Source organism: Pseudomonas sp. E102 (assembly GCF_052660185.1).
This window is the reverse complement of sequence record NZ_CP084025.1, coordinates 1,432,314-1,450,292: the sequence shown is the minus strand read 5'-3', so window position 1 is coordinate 1,450,292 and position 17,979 is coordinate 1,432,314. Positions and strand designations below refer to the sequence as shown.

The window sequence follows — 17,979 nt, the reverse complement described above, 5'->3', positions numbered from 1 at the left end:
ACCCGACGATGTGAAGGCGCATCGCCAAGCGCCTCGATCAGAGTTTCTGGTAGCGATTCATGTCCAGCACCCCTGCTTCCGTGGGGTCGGTTTCCTGAATGTATCGGCTCAGGTCGTGGAAGTACTGCCAGAACCGCGGATGGCTGCGACGAATCCCCCAGCGCTCGACAACCCGCTCGAACGCCGCCGCATCCGGCGCGCGTTCCATGGCGTCGACAAATGCCGGCACCTACCCGGCGGGGATGTTGAAGATGAAATTCGGATAGCTGCTGAGCACGCCCGGATCACTGCCCAGGTTCAACTGGCAGGCAGAGTCATAGCAGGCGTGGCAGGCCACGCATTTTTCGGTGAAGATCGGCTAGATGTCGTGGGTATAGGAAATCGCGGGAGCGGGACTTCCGGCGGCTGCGGTAAAGGACAACAGCAGCAACAGACTGCCGGATAACAAGCGGTACGGCATATCTCGATCCCTAAGAATTCTCCGGCGATTCTACCGGGCCGGCATCACCTTGCAAACATGAGCGATATTCATGCAAAAGCCCGGCATGATCAAATACCGCACAGGTTTGCTATGATTTCGGCTTTCGTAATGGTCTTTTTTTCCAGGTAGTCCTATGTCCGATCGCAGCGCTCGCCTCCATCTTCTCCAGCAAGCCCTCAAGGAACGCATCCTGATCCTCGATGGCGGCATGGGCACGATGATCCAGAGCTACAAACTGGAAGAACAGGACTACCGGGGCAAGCGTTTCGCCGACTGGCCAAGCGACGTCAAGGGCAACAACGACTTGCTCGTACTGACCCGCCCCGACGTGATCGGCTCGATTGAAAAAGCCTACCTGGATGCCGGCGCCGACATCCTCGAAACCAACACCTTCAACGCCACCCAGGTGTCCCAGGCGGACTATGGCATGCAGGGCCTGGCCTATGAATTGAACCTGGAAGGCGCGCGCCTGGCCCGCCAGGTCGCCGACGCCAAGACCCTGGAAACCCCGGACAAGCCGCGCTTCGTCGCCGGCGTGCTCGGCCCGACCAGCCGTACCTGCTCGCTGTCGCCGGACGTGAACAACCCCGGCTACCGCAACGTGACCTTCGACGAACTGGTGGAGAACTACACCGAAGCCACCAAGGGCCTGATCGAAGGCGGCGCCGACCTGATCCTGATCGAAACCATTTTTGACACGCTAAACGCCAAGGCCGCGATTTTTGCCGTGCAAGGTGTCTACGAAGAACTGGGCGTCGAACTGCCGATCATGATCTCCGGCACCATCACCGACGCCTCCGGCCGCACCCTCTCCGGCCAGACCACCGAAGCCTTCTGGAACTCGGTAGCCCACGCCAAGCCGATCTCGGTCGGCCTGAACTGCGCCCTCGGCGCCAGCGAATTGCGTCCCTACCTGGAAGAGCTGTCGAACAAGGCCAGCACCCACGTATCGGCCCACCCGAACGCCGGCCTGCCCAACGAATTCGGCGAATACGATGAACTGCCGGTGGACACCGCCAAAGTCATCGAAGAGTTTGCCCAGAGTGGCTTCCTTAACATCGTCGGCGGCTGCTGCGGCACTACTCCGGCGCACATCGAAGCGATCGCCAAGGCCGTGGCCGGTTATGCGCCGCGGCAGATTCCGGAGATTCCCCGGGCGTGCCGCCTGTCGGGGCTGGAACCGTTCACCATCGATCGCAGCTCCTTGTTCGTCAACGTCGGCGAGCGGACCAACATCACCGGTTCCGCCAAGTTCGCCCGGCTGATCCGCGAGGACAACTACACCGAAGCGTTGGAAGTAGCCTTGCAACAAGTCGAGGCCGGCGCCCAGGTGATCGACATCAACATGGACGAGGGCATGCTCGATTCGAAGAAGGCCATGGTGACCTTCCTCAATCTGATCGCTGGCGAACCGGACATTTCCCGGGTGCCGATCATGATCGACTCCTCCAAGTGGGAAGTGATCGAGGCCGGCCTCAAGTGCATCCAGGGCAAGGGCATCGTCAACTCCATCAGCATGAAGGAAGGCGTCGAGCAGTTCATCCACCACGCCAAGCTGTGCAAGCGCTACGGCGCCGCCGTGGTGGTGATGGCCTTCGACGAAGCCGGCCAGGCCGACACCGAGGCGCGCAAGAAGGAAATCTGCAAGCGCTCCTACGACATCCTGGTCAATGAAGTCGGCTTTCCCCCAGAAGACATCATCTTCGACCCGAACATCTTCGCCGTCGCCACCGGCATCGAAGAGCACAACAACTATGCCGTGGACTTCATCAACGCCTGTGCCTACATCCGCGACGAACTGCCTTACGCGCTGACCTCCGGCGGCGTGTCCAACGTGTCGTTCTCGTTCCGCGGCAACAACCCGGTGCGCGAGGCGATCCACTCGGTGTTCCTGTTGCATGCGATCCGTGCGGGCCTGACCATGGGCATCGTCAACGCCGGCCAATTGGAGATCTACGACCAGATCCCGGTGGAACTGCGCGACGCCGTGGAAGACGTGATCCTCAACCGCACCCCCGAGGGCACCGATGCCCTGCTCGCCATCGCCGACAAGTACAAGGGCGACGGCAGCGTCAAGGAAGCGGAAACCGAGGAATGGCGCGGCTGGGAAGTGAACAAGCGCCTGGAGCATGCGCTGGTCAAAGGCATCACCACCCATATCGTTGAAGACACCGAGGAGTCGCGGCTGTCGTTCGCCCGGCCGATCGAAGTGATCGAAGGCCCGCTGATGGCCGGCATGAACATCGTTGGCGACCTGTTTGGCGCCGGCAAGATGTTCCTGCCCCAGGTGGTCAAATCCGCCCGCGTGATGAAGCAGGCGGTGGCGCACCTGATCCCGTTCATCGAGGCGGAAAAAGGCGACAAGCCGGAAGCCAAGGGCAAGATCCTCATGGCGACGGTCAAGGGCGACGTGCATGACATCGGCAAGAACATCGTCGGCGTCGTGCTCGGGTGCAACGGCTACGACATCGTCGACTTGGGGGTGATGGTGCCGGCGGAGAAGATCCTTCAGGTGGCCAAGGACGAGAAGTGCGACATCATCGGCCTGTCCGGCCTGATCACCCCGTCCCTGGACGAGATGGTGCACGTGGCTCGCGAGATGCAGCGCCAGGATTTCCACCTGCCGCTGATGATCGGCGGCGCCACCACCTCCAAGGCCCACACGGCGGTGAAGATCGAGCCCAAGTACAGCAACGACGCGGTGATCTACGTCACCGACGCCTCCCGCGCCGTGGGCGTGGCGACCCAGTTACTGTCCAAGGAGCTGAAGCCGGCGTTCGTCGAGAAAACCCGCCAGGACTACATCAACGTGCGCGAGCGTACCTCCAATCGCAGCGCCCGTACTGAGCGCCTGAGCTACCCGGCGGCCGTGGCGAAGAAGCCGCAGTTCGACTGGAGCAGTTACCAGCCGGTCAAGCCCACCTTCACTGGCGCACGGGTGCTGGACGACATCGACTTGAACGTCCTGGCCGAATATATCGACTGGACGCCGTTCTTCATTTCCTGGGACCTGGCCGGCAAATACCCACGCATCCTCACCGACGAAGTGGTCGGCGAAGCGGCCACGGCGTTGTACGCCGATGCCCGGGCGATGCTGCGCAAGCTGATCGACGAAAAACTCATCAGCGCCCGCGCCGTGTTCGGCTTCTGGCCGGCCAACCAGGTGCATGACGATGACCTGGAAGTCTATGGCGACGACGGCAAGCCACTGGCGCGCCTGCATCACCTGCGCCAGCAGATCATCAAGACCGACGGCAAGCCGAACTTTTCCCTGGCCGACTTCGTCGCGCCGAAGGACAGCGGCGTCACCGATTACGTCGGCGGCTTCATCACCACCGCCGGCATCGGCGCCGAAGAAGTCGCCAAGGCGTATCAGGAAGCCGGCGACGACTACAACTCGATCATGGTCAAGGCCCTGGCCGACCGTTTGGCCGAAGCCTGCGCCGAGTGGCTGCACCAACAGGTGCGCAAGGAACACTGGGGTTACGCCAAGGACGAAAGCCTGGACAACGAGGCGCTGATCAAGGAGCAATACACCGGCATCCGCCCTGCCCCCGGCTACCCGGCCTGCCCGGATCACACCGAGAAGGCCACTCTGTTCCGCCTGCTCGACCCAGAAGCCAGCGAACTGAAAGCCGGACGCAGCGGCGTGTTCCTCACCGAACACTACGCCATGTTCCCGGCGGCGGCGGTCAGCGGCTGGTACTTCGCCCACCCCCAGGCGCAATACTTCGCCGTGGGCAAGATCGACAAGGATCAGGTCCAGAGCTACACCGCGCGCAAGGGGCAGGACTTGAGCGTGACTGAACGCTGGCTGGCGCCTAACTTGGGTTACGACAACTAAGCGAAAGAATGCCGACCGTTCGACGGCGCAAGCCTCGTCCGGTCGGCATTTTTATTGCCAAATGCCGCGAATCAGTGGCGGCGAGAGGGTCCGGGTTGAGGTGACTGGCGGTCGGATAGCTGCGTTTCAGCGGCGGTGCCCTGCAAGTCGTTCACGGTTGTTCGCGTCAGCTCGACCAGTTTCTGCTTTCGCATGGCATCGAATTTTCTGCCCAGGGCGATGACTTCCTGATCGTACTGCTGCCCGTCGACGTCGCCATTGTTTCTGCGATCTTCCAGCTCGTTGAAAAGCTCATCGCGCCCATTGGCAACAGCCTCGTCGATATCGCTCATCTGTTCCGGATACCGCGCCTGTAGGTATGTCGTCCAGTATTCCCGCGACACCATGTCTATGAGCAGCTCATCGGTCCGTTCTGCCTCAAGGATCGAGGCGCGCGCCTGCTCCAGCTGAGCATCAGTGATCGCGACGCCATAAGCCATATGTGCAGGCTGCCCCGGCAAATCGATTCCATCCCCCCATCCTCTCGTCAGGCCAATGCGATAGCGCAGGCGCACCTCTGCCCGATCCATGCCTTGCCCGTTCGCTTCGGCCAACGTATCGAGCCGGTCCAGCCGAAACAACTGCCGCGACAAGCGCAACAGGGCCTGACCCCTGGGCGTCAGACGGTCCGGTGAAAGGTTGCGCAAGGCTTGATGGACAAACACGCGGACTTCCAGCTCGCTGAACGTCAAGATTCGCACGTCGATGCAGGTACCGTGGGTTTCGGCGTTCTGAAAGAGCAACTGACGCAACTCCCTATTTTCACTGGCGGCTTCCAGGACGTTCCATACCCGCTGCGTCAGTCCTGTTCGGCCGCGCCTGAAATCGATGGTGGTGCGCAGCCGATCAAGCAACTGGAAAAACCGCTCGTGATCGTTCTCTTGGGCCAACTGCGCCCAGATCGTTCGACGGGCCATCGCCTGTTCATCGCTTGAATCGGCCAGCCAGGGTTCAAGCGCATCGGTCGACGTATCGTGCGACGGGTCAAGGAGAGGTTCGACCGGGGCCACACCGGCGTGGGGATCGTGATGGGCACCCGCTCCTGCGCCTGCGCCGCCATCGGGGTCGTCATCAAAATTCGCCATGTCATCCTGCGGCGCCTCCAACGCCGCAATCCAGCTATCGATTTCGTCTTCGGAAAACCCCAGGACCTCGTCGTCGCCGGCCCGCTCAAAATAATCCCTGATTGCATAGAACGCGGGGAGCGACAGGTATTCGTTTTCGCTCAGGTCCATCCCGCCCACCAGCGTGTCGTGACTGCCATCGAGCAACCCCGCCGGTAGATCCGAGAACTCGTTACCGCTCACGTTCAATATATGCAAAGCCTGCGCATCCAATAGACGGCCAGGCCAGACTTGTATCTCGTTGTAGCTGAGTTCCAGCGATTCGATCTGGCCGAAATCCGGAGGATCGAATGTGGTCAGCCCGTTGGTGGAAAGGTTAAGCGAACGCAGGCGGCCATTGGTCAACAGCGGATAAGCCGACGCGGACGGCAGGTTGTTATAACCCAACCCCAAGTGCTCCAACCGATCCATCTGCAGGACCGCATCAGGTACCGCGCGCAAATCATTGCTGCCCAGGTCCAAGCGGTTCAAACGGGGGAAGGCGCCGAGAAAGGCGTTCGAACCTTGCTCGGTCAACAAGACCCCGGAAAGATCCAGCGTCCTTACGCCAGGGAACTGCTCAACCAGCTCAGGCAAGTCGCCCACTTGCAGGTCCCGCAAACTGAGCCCCAGCCCTCGCCCCTCGACGCGCATCAGCCCCTCTTGCCACACGCCACGGATGCGCGCTGCCGCGAGCGCACGGCTTCGCGCAGGCATGATACCCCTGGCTGTGTTGACTTCCCTCACAAAGAGCCAGCCATTGAGGCGACGAATCAGCGAGATCGTCGCCTGATGCCATTGGGTGATCCGGGCGTCCATCTGCAGGCCGGTCATGCCCTCGTTACGCCATCGCTCAAGCCTGGAGGCGGCCTGTTCCTGGGTCAGTAGCGGATCAAGACGCTGCAGGCGAAGCTGACGCCCGGCGTCTCCCTCGGGCACTGCCGATTGCTCGGGAAGCGATAACAGGCGTTGGGCTGTGGACCAGCCCGTTTCCGGCGGCGGGAATTGAGACGGTACGGTTTCGCCGGCAAATCGAGCCAATGCCCCATGGGGAAGCCCTCTCGCATTCTCGACCCGCTGCTGTGCCGCCACCAGGGCGGCCTCGCCCTCGGGGCTCAAGGGGTTCCCGGTCAGATTGACGCTGAGCAGCACCTCGTCGTTGGCAAGAGCTGATGGAGGGAGCGAGCGCAGCAGGCTGTCCCGCAAGTCGAGCCATGTCAGGTGCGGCAGGCTCTCGGCACCGGTTGGCCAAGCCTGTAACCGGGTCGCCCTGAGGTTCAATGTCCTGAGCTGGCCCAAGGCGCTGACATCGAGGTTGTCGAGCGGGTTGTTCTCCAGGTTCAGTTGCTCCAATGTTTGCAGACCATTGAACTGTGCCTGGACATCGGGCGTGACGATCAGGCTGTTGTCGCGCATATCGAGTTGCGTCAAGGCCGGCAGGTCTTCGGCAATGAAGGGCAATGCAGTGAAGCCGTTGCCGCTGATGTCCAGGGCCCGTGTGCCGCTGAGTGCCTGGAAAAAGCCGCGTGCCTGGGCGGCAGGGACATTCAACGATCCCAGGCGCAAGGTGCGTACATGGGCAAAACTGCCGGCCGGCAATACTGGGAGACTTTCCATGACGCCGTTGGCAAGGCTCGATCCCGACGGGGACACCTCAAAAGTGGAGACCTCAGCCGTCGGCAAGCCAAGACGCTGGCGAACAGCGCCACGCCAGCTGTCTCGCAAGGCTCGAAACACAGGTCCTGCGCCGTCCCACCAGCGTCGCGAAAGCGTGGCGTATGGCAACTGACCCGGTTCGCCGGGCTCGTAAAATTGGGCGAAGATTGCGTCGTGCTGCGCCCTGATCGCTTCCATCGCATCAAAGCGCTCCTGGTGATTATGGAAAGCACTGTCGAGCGGTTCGGGCAGACGCCCAAGAACTCGGCCTCCCCAACCAGTCGCCGCAACTGCCCGCGACAGTATCCGTCCACCATTTGGTCCAGATCCACCAGATGCCCCCATTCACCTGTGTACCGGCTGACATATCCATAGGCACGCCCGAACGCTTCGGGGGTCAGGTCTGACCAGTTGAGCGACAACCCTGACCACAGCATTTCGTGGCCTTGGAATATCGCCTCAGGCACTGTGTGTATCGATGTGCGCCCCAGGTCCAGGCGCCGGAGGAATGGAAGATCCTGAACGTACGCGGGCCATCGTGACAAAGCCTGAGGCGCGTCGATGCTCAATGTCCGCAACAGGTGCAACGGTGTCAGGTCAAGCTCATGCAGGCTGGCAGAATCGAAACCCGAGTAGTGGATGTGCAGCTCCTCCAGAGAAGTCAGCGCGCTGAGCCTTGTCGGGAAATCCGCGGCCAGCGATTGGGCGGCGGAGGAGAACCGCAGATAGGTGAGCCCTCGCATTTGGCCCACTGCTTGCGGCAAGGTAGTCAAGTGCTGCGCGGGCTCAAAGATAGAACCGAGAAATTCGCGCCCTCGGCTGCCGATCGACAATCTCGTGACCCCAGGGAAACGTGCCAGGAACCCATCCGCATTGGCATCTGTAAGGCCGTTGCCAACGATTGTCAGATCCCGCACGTGTGGAAAATCAGCGGCAATCTCGGGCAGCGGCGCCTCAGAGAAAAGCGACAGCGGCATGGCCCCGCCCGATTCTTGCGCCACCGGAAGGTCACGCCAGGCATCCCTGAGCGCCTGCGCAAATTGATTTCTGTGGAAACCGTCCGTGCTGTGCGCCGCAGCGCCGTGCCATTGATCGAGGGTGTCACTGAGCGCCTGCCATTCCCGCTGGCGCGTTTGCAGTACCGAATATATCTGCTGGTCCGTGTTGCCCCGTTGCTGCCTCAAAAACGCCGCCGCTTGCTGCGCGTCCGGATAAAGCGCCTGTACCCGCGCTTCAATGGAGGGATTGAGCCCCGCGCCGCGCCCGCTCGCGTAATAGCCCTTGAGTGTCGCGCTCACTCGCACCGGCGGTTTGAAGCGTCTGGCGTGGGGTTCAAGCTGCGATGTCATTTCCTTGGGATGCCGATCAGCGTATTCGATGAGCTTGCGTTGCAGCAGGGTGCCTTGATCGGCACCCGACAGCCCCATGGCGCAAAGCAGCTCCTCTGGCAACGCACGCATAATCGAGCTGTAGAAGTTGCCGTCCGGATCAGGAACCCGCCCCTGCTGCTCATCGAAAGCCCGATAACGGGGTCCGTTTTTGATCAAGTATTTTTTCTGCGGCGCAGTCTCGGCGCCGATGCTGTCGAGCAATGCCCCGCCGACGCCTCCCTCGCGCACTTCCAGGCGCAGCACACCCGGCCATCCCGGTAGTTTTTCCAGGGCCCGCAATGCCAGACGCTGGCTGTCGGCCGAAGCGATATTCTCGCTGCGCAACCCCGCATACGCTCGAACCTGACGCCCCTGCCGTGCATACCAGCGCGCCTCTTCAAGCATGCTCAACGGCGTACGTCGCGTTGCATCGATACGGGCAAGATCAGCACTGCTGCCATGGGCGATCACCTCCTGAGCGGCGGCCTCGCTAAGGCCGGGACACTCACGCTGCAGAATCCTGACTCGACCGTCCACGGGGTCCGGGCCCTTGTAGCGGTGCTCGAAAATCTGCGGTCGACTCATTTGGGCATAATCCCCCAGCGCCCCGGTGGACAGCCCCGATGTAGCAGCCTCTTGTAACAGCCCCATCCGGCCGGCCTCGGCATCCGCCTTGTACAGGCGCATTGCGTCCTTCAGTTCAGGAGGCGGCGGCGTCAGGTCCATGTGCATCTTGCGTAGCCTGTCGTCGCTGACGCCGCTGACGTCCGCGAGCCTGAGCAGCTCCTCATCGGTAAACGCAGCGGTTTGATGGCCCATGCGCCTGAGCAGCGTCAGGCGGTCCCACGTCATCGGTCGCTCCAGCGAATGGCGCCAGGCGCCGGTGCCGTTATGCATGAGGATAGGTTGATACGCTGCATCGTCCGTTGGATGCTTGATCCGCCATTTGCGAATCGACGCATCGAAAAATTGCTCATAGACCTTGTCGCCGTTACGAATGTAGGTTTTCGCGTCGATTTCGTATTGGCCCAACGTGTTCGGAACGTGCGAATCGTCCAGCGTCACGTCGCTTTCGTAGCTGCCCAAGTCCGGCTTCCACAGACGCGTTTCGCCATTGGGCAACGTCACCGGTTCAAGGCGCTCGATCACCGGTTCAGCCTTGATAGCGGCCAGCTTGCGCATTCCCGCGCCCGCGCCGGCCATCACACCAAGCATCGCCAGGTTTTGCGCGACATCGATCAAGTGGGCCTTCGCGGCACGTTTATCGCCCTCGCCCCATTCCACGGCGCCTTCAAGGGTTTCGTACAACAGCTGTTCGGCCATGACGACCATCATCACCTCGCCCAGCACCGGAACGAACATGGACACGATGTTCACGGCAAACAGTCCCAGCTCCAGCAGATGGGCCAGCTTTGCTTCCCTGGCCTTGGCGTCTACATCGTTTGTGGGAACCGCGTGACTGCGGGCATCGGCCAGAACCTTTTCGCGATGCTGGTTGAACAGGTATTCCCAGGGATCCAGGTTATCGGCCCACAACACGCGGCCTTTCTGGCCCACCGTGGAAGGCGCCAGATAGGGATCAGGTTCGCGCTCCGTTCCTGAACGCCTGGGGGGGAATTCGTCGATGCGCGTCAGGCTCAGGAAAACCTTGCCGGAGCCCAGGAGGATCGCCCACGGCGACTCGTGGACGGCTTGGTCGAGGGTCCGTAATGAATCGATCGGAGAGTCGGCCGCCTCTCTGACGAACTGGCTGAAGAAATAGGGTCGCTTTTCGTACGGTACGAACTGACTGAAAAAGCGCTGATAAGGCGTGGGACCGGTGCCTGGCGGATGCCCGGTTTCGGGCGTGGTGAGCAACTGCTTGAAACGTGTCTTCAACTCGTCGCCGCGGTAACGCTTTAACGGATGGTGAGGGTCGTTGGGAACATAGAGAATGACTTCGTCGCTATAGCGATGCATTTCGCAGATCGAGAACGCGACACAGCCCACCAGCCTCTGCCTCATCAGCGTCATGTCCTCGAACCAGACCGGTTTTTTGCCCAACCACGGGTTGTTTTCACCCTCGATGACCGAGAGGATCATCGCGTGATCCCCGGGCTCGATGTCCCTGGTCAACAGCGCTTGCTCGGCTGCGGCCCGCATCGCGGTTTTCTGACTGGCAATGAAATGCTGGCGAAGCGTGTCTTCGGTCGCCCCGTCAGCCGGATAGAAAAAGGACTTGAGGTAGACCTGATATTGGGCGCCAATATCCAGGGTACGGCACAGGCTTAGGAACTGGCCGACCGACAGTTTCAACGCCACGGGCGCGTGAGTACCGGGTGTTGCTGTTTCCACGAAGAACCCCGAGCTTTCGTGATAGGCGCCGGTGTCACACTCCCAGCTTTCGAAGTTGTGCAGCGCAAGCTGAAGCAGGGGCAACACCAGCAGATCGAACGTGGACAGTTCTACCTTGGAGACGCCCATGTGCATCGCTCGCCTGATGCATAACCAGGTTTTGTCGACATCCACCTCTATCTCGAACTGATCCTTTAATGCCTGCACCAGCAGCGGCCTGGCAAACGTGTCGATGTCCTGGTACGAGGACATGGTTTTATCCAGTTGGATCTGTGCTGCAACGCTTGCCTTGAAACAGGCATGCAAAGCCTTGCGCTGCTCTGGCGAAGCGTTTGCGTACCAGGCCGGCGTTTGCGTTGCGGCTTTCTTGAGGGCCTGCCGGCGTTGTGGCGAAGCCTCGATCAGCCATGCAGGCATGGCGGTTTCCAGGAAATCCGCGTGCAGGCTCTCCGTAGCCCGTGGTTTAGGCTGGATGGTTTTTTGGGGGTGGTGCGTGGAATTCACTGGCATGCGTCGCTCCTTTGAATGAGGCGACAGCAGACCAGCTCGGCCAACCGCATCTGCGGTACATAGTTATAGGCCGACGGAAAACGGCGGATTGAATGGCAATCCAAGAGCGCACAGTTTGACTATGCTGGGTGGGAACCGATTTTCAGCGAGGGATTTATGGACGATCCAGTCGACAACAAGCCGCCCACCCTGTTGCAGATGATGCACAGCGTGCTCGCCGCGGCTTTTGGTGTGCAGAGCGGCAAGAATCGCGCCCGGGATTTCACCCACGGCAAACCAAGCCACTTCGTGATACTGGGGATCGCTTTCACGGTGATCTTCGCCTTGACGTTGTTTGGCATCGTCAAGCTGGTGGTGCATCTGGCGGGGTTGTAGCTCCCTTCAACACCATACATGACCCTGTGGGAGCGAGCCTGCTCGCGATAGCGATTGTTCAGTCAAGCATGAAGCGACTGACACACCGCTATCGCGAGCAGGCTCGCTCCCACATTGCGTTGCGCGTTGAGTTGAAAATTATTGATGACTGACCCAGAACACCGCCGTGCCCACCACCAGGATAATCAGGAACAGAATGGCCCAGGCATCAACGGTACTGTCGCTTTTCCTTGCTTTGGTCGAATTGCTCATTGCATCGCCTCTTGTCGGTTTTGTAGGTGATTGCATAGGGACTCGACCACAGTTAAGACGATGATTGCCCGCACGACAAATGTGGATTAGCCGATAACTTATCTCATTAGTCGATTTCGTTCTTTACATATACTCAAACATCACTTTTGCGCATAACTCAAAACAGGTATCTTGCACCGGCTCCTCTAGGAGTGCGCGGCCGTGCGCGCAGAATTGCCGAGGCAGAACCCGATTCCAGCGAGCCAAGACGCAGCTGTTTCTGATCGGCCCAAGCCTGAGACCGAGACTTATATGTACGTATATGACGAGTACGATCAGCGGATCATTGAGGACCGCGTCAAGCAGTTCCGTGATCAGACCCGACGCTATCTGGCAGGCGAGCTGAGCGAAGAAGAATTCCGCCCTCTGCGCTTGCAGAATGGCCTGTATATCCAGCGCTTCGCCCCGATGCTGCGCGTGGCCGTGCCTTATGGCCAACTGACCTCGCGCCAGGTGCGCAAGTTGGCGCAGATTGCCCGCGACTACGACAAGGGCTACGCCCACATCAGTACCCGGCAGAACGTCCAGTACAACTGGCCGGCGCTGGAAGACGTGCCTGAGATCCTCGCCGAACTGGCCACCGTGCAGATGCACGCGATCCAGACGAGCGGCAACTGCCTGCGCAACGTCACCACCGACCAGTTTGCCGGCGTCGCGGCCGATGAGCTGATCGACCCACGTCCATGGTGCGAAATCGTCCGTCAATGGACCACGTTCCACCCGGAATTCGCCTACCTGCCGCGCAAGTTCAAGATCGCCATCAACGGCTCGAGCTCGGACCGCGCGGCCATCGAAGTCCATGACATCGGCCTGGAAACGGTCTACAACGCCGCCGGCGAGCTGGGCTTCCGTGTACTGGTGGGTGGTGGCCTGGGCCGTACGCCGGTGGTCGGTGCGTTCATCAACGAGTTCCTGCCATGGCAGGACCTGCTGAGCTACCTCGACGCCATCCTGCGGGTATACAACCGCTACGGCCGTCGCGACAACAAGTACAAGGCGCGGATCAAGATCCTGGTCAAGGCCCTGACGCCTGAAGTGTTCGCCGAAAAGGTCGAGGCCGAAATGGTCCACCTGCGCGGCGGCCAGACCACCCTGACCGAAGCCGAAGTCCACCGTGTGGCCAAGCACTTCGTCGACCCGGACTACAAGGCCCTGGGCAACCAGGATACGGAACTCGCCGCCCTCGACAAGGAGCATCCAGGTTTCGCCCGCTGGCGTACCCGTAACACGCTGGCTCACAAGAAGCCCGGCTATGTCGCGGTGACCCTGTCGCTGAAACCGACCGGCGTGGCGCCAGGCGATATCACCGACAAGCAACTGGACGCCGTCGCCGACCTGGCCGATCGCTACAGTTTCGGCCAACTGCGCACCTCCCACGAGCAGAACATCATCCTGGCCGATGTTGAACAGAGCCAGTTGTTCACCCTATGGGGCGAGCTGCGCGAACAAGGTTTCGCCACCCCGAACATCGGCCTGCTGACCGACATGATCTGCTGCCCGGGCGGTGATTTCTGCTCCCTGGCAAACGCCAAGTCGATCCCGATCGCCGAATCGATCCAGCGCCGCTTCGACGACCTGGACTACCTGTTCGATATCGGTGAGCTGGACCTGAACATTTCCGGTTGCATGAACGCCTGTGGTCACCACCACGTTGGCCACATCGGCATCCTGGGCGTGGACAAGAAAGGCGAAGAGTTCTACCAGGTCTCCCTCGGTGGCAGCGGCAGCCGCGATGCCAGCCTGGGCAAGATCCTCGGGCCATCGTTTGCCCAGGACGACATGCCGGATGTGATCGAGAAACTGATCGACGTGTACATTGAACAACGTACCGAAGACGAGCGTTTCATCGACACTTATCAACGTATCGGCATCGACCTCTTCAAGGAACGCGTCTATGCAGCGAATCATTAAGAACAACGAAGTCATCGACGAGACCTGGCACCTGCTGCCCAAGGACGCGACCCTCGATGGCATTTCCAATTGCGACGACCTGATCGTGCCCCTGGCCCTGTGGCGCGATCACGCCCACGCCCTCAAGGCCCGCGATGGCGGCCTGGGTGTGTGGCTGGACGCCGACGAGGAAGCCGAGGAAATCGGAGATGACGCCAATCAGCTCCAGGTCATCGCCCTGAACTTCCCGGCCTTCACCGACGGGCGCAGCTACTCCAACGCCCGTCTGTTGCGTGAACGCTACGGCTTCAAGGGTGAACTGCGGGCCATTGGCGACGTGTTGCGCGACCAGTTGTTCTACATGCGCCGCTGCGGTTTCGACGCCTTTGCCCTTCGCGCCGATAAAGATCCGTACGAAGCCCTCGAAAGCCTCAAGGACTTCTCGGTGACTTATCAGGCGGCCAGTGACGAACCGCTGCCGCTGTTTCGTCGTCGCTGATACCTGATACACAAAAAAGCCCTGGACGGGGTGACCGGTTCAGGGCTTTTTTTGTTGATGGATATTGAGAGCAGAACCTAATCTTCAGCCCGCCTTGGCCCCATGTGGGAGCGAGCTTGCTAGCGGTTTGCCTGGGCAGGTGATGTTGAATGTACCGCCGCCATCGCGAGCAAGCTCGCTCCCACAGGGTTTAGTGGTGGCCACCCGCCTCGAATTACCAAAACCGCTGCTGGGTCAGGCGGCTCCACCAACTGAGCAGCACACGATCCACCGAACCGCTTGCCGCCATGCCGATGCGTTCCTGCAGGCTTTTGCGTTCGGCATAGTGCAGGTGGTACAGCTCGGCACCCTTGGCCCTTTCGGCCAGGTACTCGTCGCTGGTTTTCAGCTCGTCCACCAAGCGCTTTTCCAGCGCCGCGACACCCAACCACACTTCACCTGTGGCAACGTCATCGATCGCCAGCTGCGGGCGGTACGTGGCGACAAAGTTCTTGAACAGCGCATGGGTAATGTCCAGGTCTTCCTGGAATTTTTCCCGGCCCTTTTCCGTGTTCTCGCCAAACACCGTCAACGTTCGCTTGTATTCGCCGGCGGTCAGCACCTCGAAATCGATGTCGTGTTTCTTCAGCAGGCGATTGACGTTGGGCAACTGCGCCACGACGCCGATGGAACCGAGAATCGCAAACGGGGCGCTGATGATCTTCTCGCCGATGCACGCCATCATGTAACCGCCGCTGGCCGCCACCTTGTCGATGCACACCGTCAACGGTACGCCCGCCTGGCGGATCCGCGCCAGCTGCGACGAGGCCAGGCCGTAGCTGTGGACCATGCCGCCGCCGCTTTCCAGGCGCAGCACGACCTCGTCCTTGGGCGTCGCCAGGGTCAGGAGGGCGGTGATTTCATGGCGCAGGCTTTCGGTGGCGGAGGCCTTGATGTCACCGTCGAAATCCAGCACGAAGACCCGAGGCTTGGCAGCCGGTTTGTCCTTCTGCTTTTTTTCGGCCTTTTCAGCCTTGCCTTCGCTCTTGCGCAGGGCCTTGAGCTGCTCCTTGTCCAGCAGCGTCTGCTCCAGGCGCTCGCGCAACCCTTTGTAGAAATCGTTGAGCTTGCTGACCTGCAGCTGCCCCACCGACTTGCGCCGCCCCTTGCTGCGCAGCGCAGCGAAACTGGCCATGACCACCAGGATGGCGATGACCAGTGTGACCGTCTTGGCCAGGAAACCGGCGTATTCGACGAAAAACTCCACAGCGACTCCTTAAATGCAATGCGCCATTTGAACGCAGGCGCGTAACGCTGCCAGCATACCCATGCGCTTGCCCTGCTACCAGCCATGAAATCTGGTTACGTTAGCTCGGACGAGCCTGGATAACGCTGTAACGGCCATTTCAAACAAGCGTATGTTTTTTCATTGACACGCCATCGCCATCCTCATAACCTCGCCAAACCTTCAACGTACCGGGATGACGCGGACGTGGGCAGCATTTATCTGATTCGACATGGCCAGGCCTCCTTTGGTGCGGACGACTACGATGTCCTCTCGCCCAACGGCATACGCCAGGCACAAGTGCTGGGCAGCCACCTGGCGCAGCTCGGTGTCGTGTTCGATCGCTGCCTCTCGGGCGACCTGCGTCGCCAACAGGACACCGCCACTGGCGCGCTGGGCCAGATGAGCGCAGCCGGCCTGCCGGTTCCGGAACTGGAAATCGACGCCGCCTTCAACGAATTCGATGCCGACGCGGTCATTCGCGCCCTGCTCCCGGACATGCTCTCCCAGGAGCCCGAGGCCCTCGACATTTTGCGCAACGCCGCGCAGAACCGCGCCGAGTTCCAGCGCATCTTCGCCTTGATCGTCGAGCGCTGGCTCAGCGGCCGCTACGACCCGCCGGGACTGGAGAGCTGGCTGGGTTTCGTCGAACGGGTCCAGGCTGGCCTGCACCGCATCCTCGACAACGCCGACAAGACGCACAAGATCGCCGTGTTCACCTCCGGCGGGACCATCACCGCCCTGCTCCACCTGATTACCCAGATGCCCGCCAGGCAGGCCTTCGAGTTGAACTGGCAGATCGTCAACACCTCGCTCAACCAACTGAAATTCAGGGGCCGCGAGGTGGCCCTGGCTTCCTTCAACAGTCATGCGCACCTGCAACTGCTGAAGATCCCGGACCTCATCACCTTCCGCTGAGTCCGGTTTGCTGTAGACCCCTGCTGTATTACCCCGAATAAGGATCGAAACCATGACCTCCGTAGCCGACGCCGTAAAAGCCATGCAAGCCAAGTTCAACCCAGCCGCCGCTGCCGGCCTGGACCTGGTATTCGGTTTCAACATCACCGACGAAGACAAGCAGTACGCCCTGATCGTGAAGGACGGCACCTGCGACATCCAGGAAGGCGAGAATCCAGACGCCAACTGCACGCTGGTCCTGGACAGTCAGACCCTCAAGGACATCGTCAGCGGCGAAACCGACGGCATGCAAGCATTCATGGGCGGCAAGCTGCGCGTTGAAGGCGACATGATGCTGTCGATGAAACTGTCCGAGCTGTTCCCGTCCTGAGATCAGGTCGCCCTGGCTGTACCCAAATCCCGCCCTTGTGGCGGGATTTTTTGTTTCTCGCCGCAAACCTTACAATGCCCGTTCACCCCGCCTCGGCCTGAACATGGACATCGACCTCGCTCGCACTTTCCTGGAAATCGTCCGCCACGGCAGCCTCGCCGCCGCGGCAGAGAAACTGCACGTCACCCAGACGGCGATCACCGCCCGGGTCCAGAAGCTTGAAAGCCAACTTGGCTGCGGGTTGTTCGTGCGCAATCGGGCCGGCGCGCGACTGACCAGTGATGGCGAAGCCTTCGTGGTCTATGCCAACCAGCTCGTGCAGACGTGGGAGGCCGCCCGCCGTGACCTGCCGCTGCCAGAGGGCTATCGCAACGTCTTGCACCTGGGCGGCGAAGTCAGCCTGTGCAACCCCTTGATGCTTGCCTGGGCCGGGGAGCTGCGACAGAAGATTTCCGGCCATGCCCTGCGCATGGACATCCGCGACGGCGAAAACCTGCTGCAGCAACTGGAGCTGGGCCTGCTGGACGCGGCGGTGGTGTATCAGCCCGAGTACTGGCCGCGGCTCCAGGTTGAGCAGTTGCTGGAAGAAAAACTGATCCTGGTGCGCCTGGCCGCTCGTCCCGAACCTTACGTGTACATCGACTGGAGTGCCGATTTCCGTCGCCAGCACGACACGGCGCTGCCGGACAAGGCCAAGGCCGCGGTGACCTTCAATCTCGGGCCCCTGGCGTTGCAGTACATCCTGGAAAACGGCGGCAGCGGTTATTTCCGCACTCGGGTCGTGCAGAGCTACCTGGACAGCGGCATTCTGGAGCGAGTGCCCAAGGCGCCGGAATTCAATTACCCGACCTACCTGGTGTATTCAAGGGACCGGGATTCGGCCGCGTTGCAGCAGGCGTTCGACGTGCTGCGGGACATCGTCAAGACTGGCAGCGACTGGTCTCAGCGCTGGGATCCGCTGGGATAATGGATTGGGTGGGCCGCTTCGCGGCCCAGCGGGAGCAAGCTCCCTCGCCACAAAAAGCGCTCAGGGGA

Annotated in this window: 10 protein-coding genes and 1 pseudogene; 7 read left to right on the top strand and 4 right to left on the bottom strand. The window is 60.8% G+C overall.

The features are described from left to right. Window positions 1-37 precede the first annotated feature (37 nt). Window positions 38-283: pseudogene (locus DOCECA_RS06720) on the bottom strand (fatty acid cis/trans isomerase); the annotation flags it as partial. Window positions 284-614: 331 nt separating this feature from the next. Between DOCECA_RS06720 and metH the strand changes: the two are divergent. Next, window positions 615-4,325, top strand: a complete 3,711-nt coding sequence (gene metH / locus DOCECA_RS06715; RefSeq protein WP_434650679.1) for a methionine synthase — start codon at window positions 615-617, stop codon at window positions 4,323-4,325. Window positions 4,326-4,396: 71 nt separating this feature from the next. Here the strand turns inward: metH and DOCECA_RS06710 are convergent, their stop codons facing one another. Together DOCECA_RS06710 and DOCECA_RS06705 are read right to left on the bottom strand one after the other, a co-directional pair. Continuing rightward, a complete protein-coding gene (locus DOCECA_RS06710) occupies window positions 4,397-7,084 on the bottom strand; it encodes an NEL-type E3 ubiquitin ligase domain-containing protein (protein ID WP_445571636.1) in 2,688 nt (895 codons plus the stop codon). Further along, complete coding sequence (locus DOCECA_RS06705; protein WP_445571635.1) at window positions 7,015-11,337, bottom strand: dermonecrotic toxin domain-containing protein; 4,323 nt, start codon at window positions 11,335-11,337, stop codon at window positions 7,015-7,017. The genes DOCECA_RS06710 and DOCECA_RS06705 overlap by 70 nt, the downstream gene beginning before the upstream one ends. 156 nt (window positions 11,338-11,493) lie before the next feature. Between DOCECA_RS06705 and DOCECA_RS06700 the strand changes: the two genes are divergently transcribed. The 3 genes from DOCECA_RS06700 (at window position 11,494) to DOCECA_RS06690 (ending at window position 14,392) form a co-directional block, all read left to right on the top strand. Continuing rightward, window positions 11,494-11,712 carry a DUF2970 domain-containing protein gene (locus tag DOCECA_RS06700; protein ID WP_024781254.1) on the top strand — a complete coding sequence of 73 codons (219 nt, stop codon included), beginning with the start codon at window positions 11,494-11,496 and terminating at the stop codon, window positions 11,710-11,712. Window positions 11,713-12,255: 543 nt separating this feature from the next. Beyond that, window positions 12,256-13,914, top strand: a complete 1,659-nt coding sequence (locus DOCECA_RS06695) for a nitrite/sulfite reductase (RefSeq protein ID WP_445571634.1) — start codon at window positions 12,256-12,258, stop codon at window positions 13,912-13,914. After that, complete coding sequence (locus tag DOCECA_RS06690) at window positions 13,898-14,392, top strand: DUF934 domain-containing protein (RefSeq protein ID WP_420764500.1); 495 nt, start codon at window positions 13,898-13,900, stop codon at window positions 14,390-14,392. The genes DOCECA_RS06695 and DOCECA_RS06690 overlap by 17 nt, the downstream gene beginning before the upstream one ends. A gap of 214 nt (window positions 14,393-14,606) precedes the next feature. Here the strand turns inward: DOCECA_RS06690 and sohB are convergent, their stop codons facing one another. Beyond that, the gene (gene sohB / locus DOCECA_RS06685; RefSeq protein WP_420764501.1) at window positions 14,607-15,638 is read right to left on the bottom strand and encodes a protease SohB; all 1,032 of its coding nucleotides are present in this window, start codon (window positions 15,636-15,638) and stop codon (window positions 14,607-14,609) included. A 225-nt stretch (window positions 15,639-15,863) separates the two neighbouring features. Here sohB and DOCECA_RS06680 point away from each other — a divergent pair, with 225 nt between their 5' ends. From DOCECA_RS06680 to DOCECA_RS06670, 3 genes are all read left to right on the top strand, one after another. After that, complete coding sequence (locus tag DOCECA_RS06680; RefSeq protein ID WP_434610830.1) at window positions 15,864-16,574, top strand: histidine phosphatase family protein; 711 nt, start codon at window positions 15,864-15,866, stop codon at window positions 16,572-16,574. A 52-nt stretch (window positions 16,575-16,626) separates the two neighbouring features. After that, window positions 16,627-16,944 (top strand): SCP2 sterol-binding domain-containing protein, encoded by a 318-nt coding sequence (locus tag DOCECA_RS06675; RefSeq protein WP_016774477.1) that lies wholly within the window; start codon window positions 16,627-16,629, stop codon window positions 16,942-16,944. A gap of 103 nt (window positions 16,945-17,047) precedes the next feature. Then, a complete protein-coding gene (locus DOCECA_RS06670; protein WP_434650670.1) occupies window positions 17,048-17,911 on the top strand; it encodes a LysR family transcriptional regulator in 864 nt (287 codons plus the stop codon). The last annotated feature ends 68 nt before the right edge of the window (window positions 17,912-17,979 follow it).

What these genes read in the sequence shown, in the direction of transcription:
- metH (WP_434650679.1), top strand. Translation starts at nt 615, where the DNA reads ATGTCCGATCGCAGCGCTCGCCTCCATCTTCTCCAGCAAGCCCTCAAG.
- DOCECA_RS06710 (WP_445571636.1), bottom strand. Translation starts at nt 7,084, where the DNA reads ATGGAAAGTCTCCCAGTATTGCCGGCCGGCAGTTTTGCCCATGTACGC.
- DOCECA_RS06705 (WP_445571635.1), bottom strand. Translation starts at nt 11,337, where the DNA reads ATGCCAGTGAATTCCACGCACCACCCCCAAAAAACCATCCAGCCTAAA.
- DOCECA_RS06700 (WP_024781254.1), top strand. Translation starts at nt 11,494, where the DNA reads ATGGACGATCCAGTCGACAACAAGCCGCCCACCCTGTTGCAGATGATG.
- DOCECA_RS06695 (WP_445571634.1), top strand. Translation starts at nt 12,256, where the DNA reads ATGTACGTATATGACGAGTACGATCAGCGGATCATTGAGGACCGCGTC.
- DOCECA_RS06690 (WP_420764500.1), top strand. Translation starts at nt 13,898, where the DNA reads ATGCAGCGAATCATTAAGAACAACGAAGTCATCGACGAGACCTGGCAC.
- DOCECA_RS06675 (WP_016774477.1), top strand. Translation starts at nt 16,627, where the DNA reads ATGACCTCCGTAGCCGACGCCGTAAAAGCCATGCAAGCCAAGTTCAAC.
- DOCECA_RS06670 (WP_434650670.1), top strand. Translation starts at nt 17,048, where the DNA reads ATGGACATCGACCTCGCTCGCACTTTCCTGGAAATCGTCCGCCACGGC.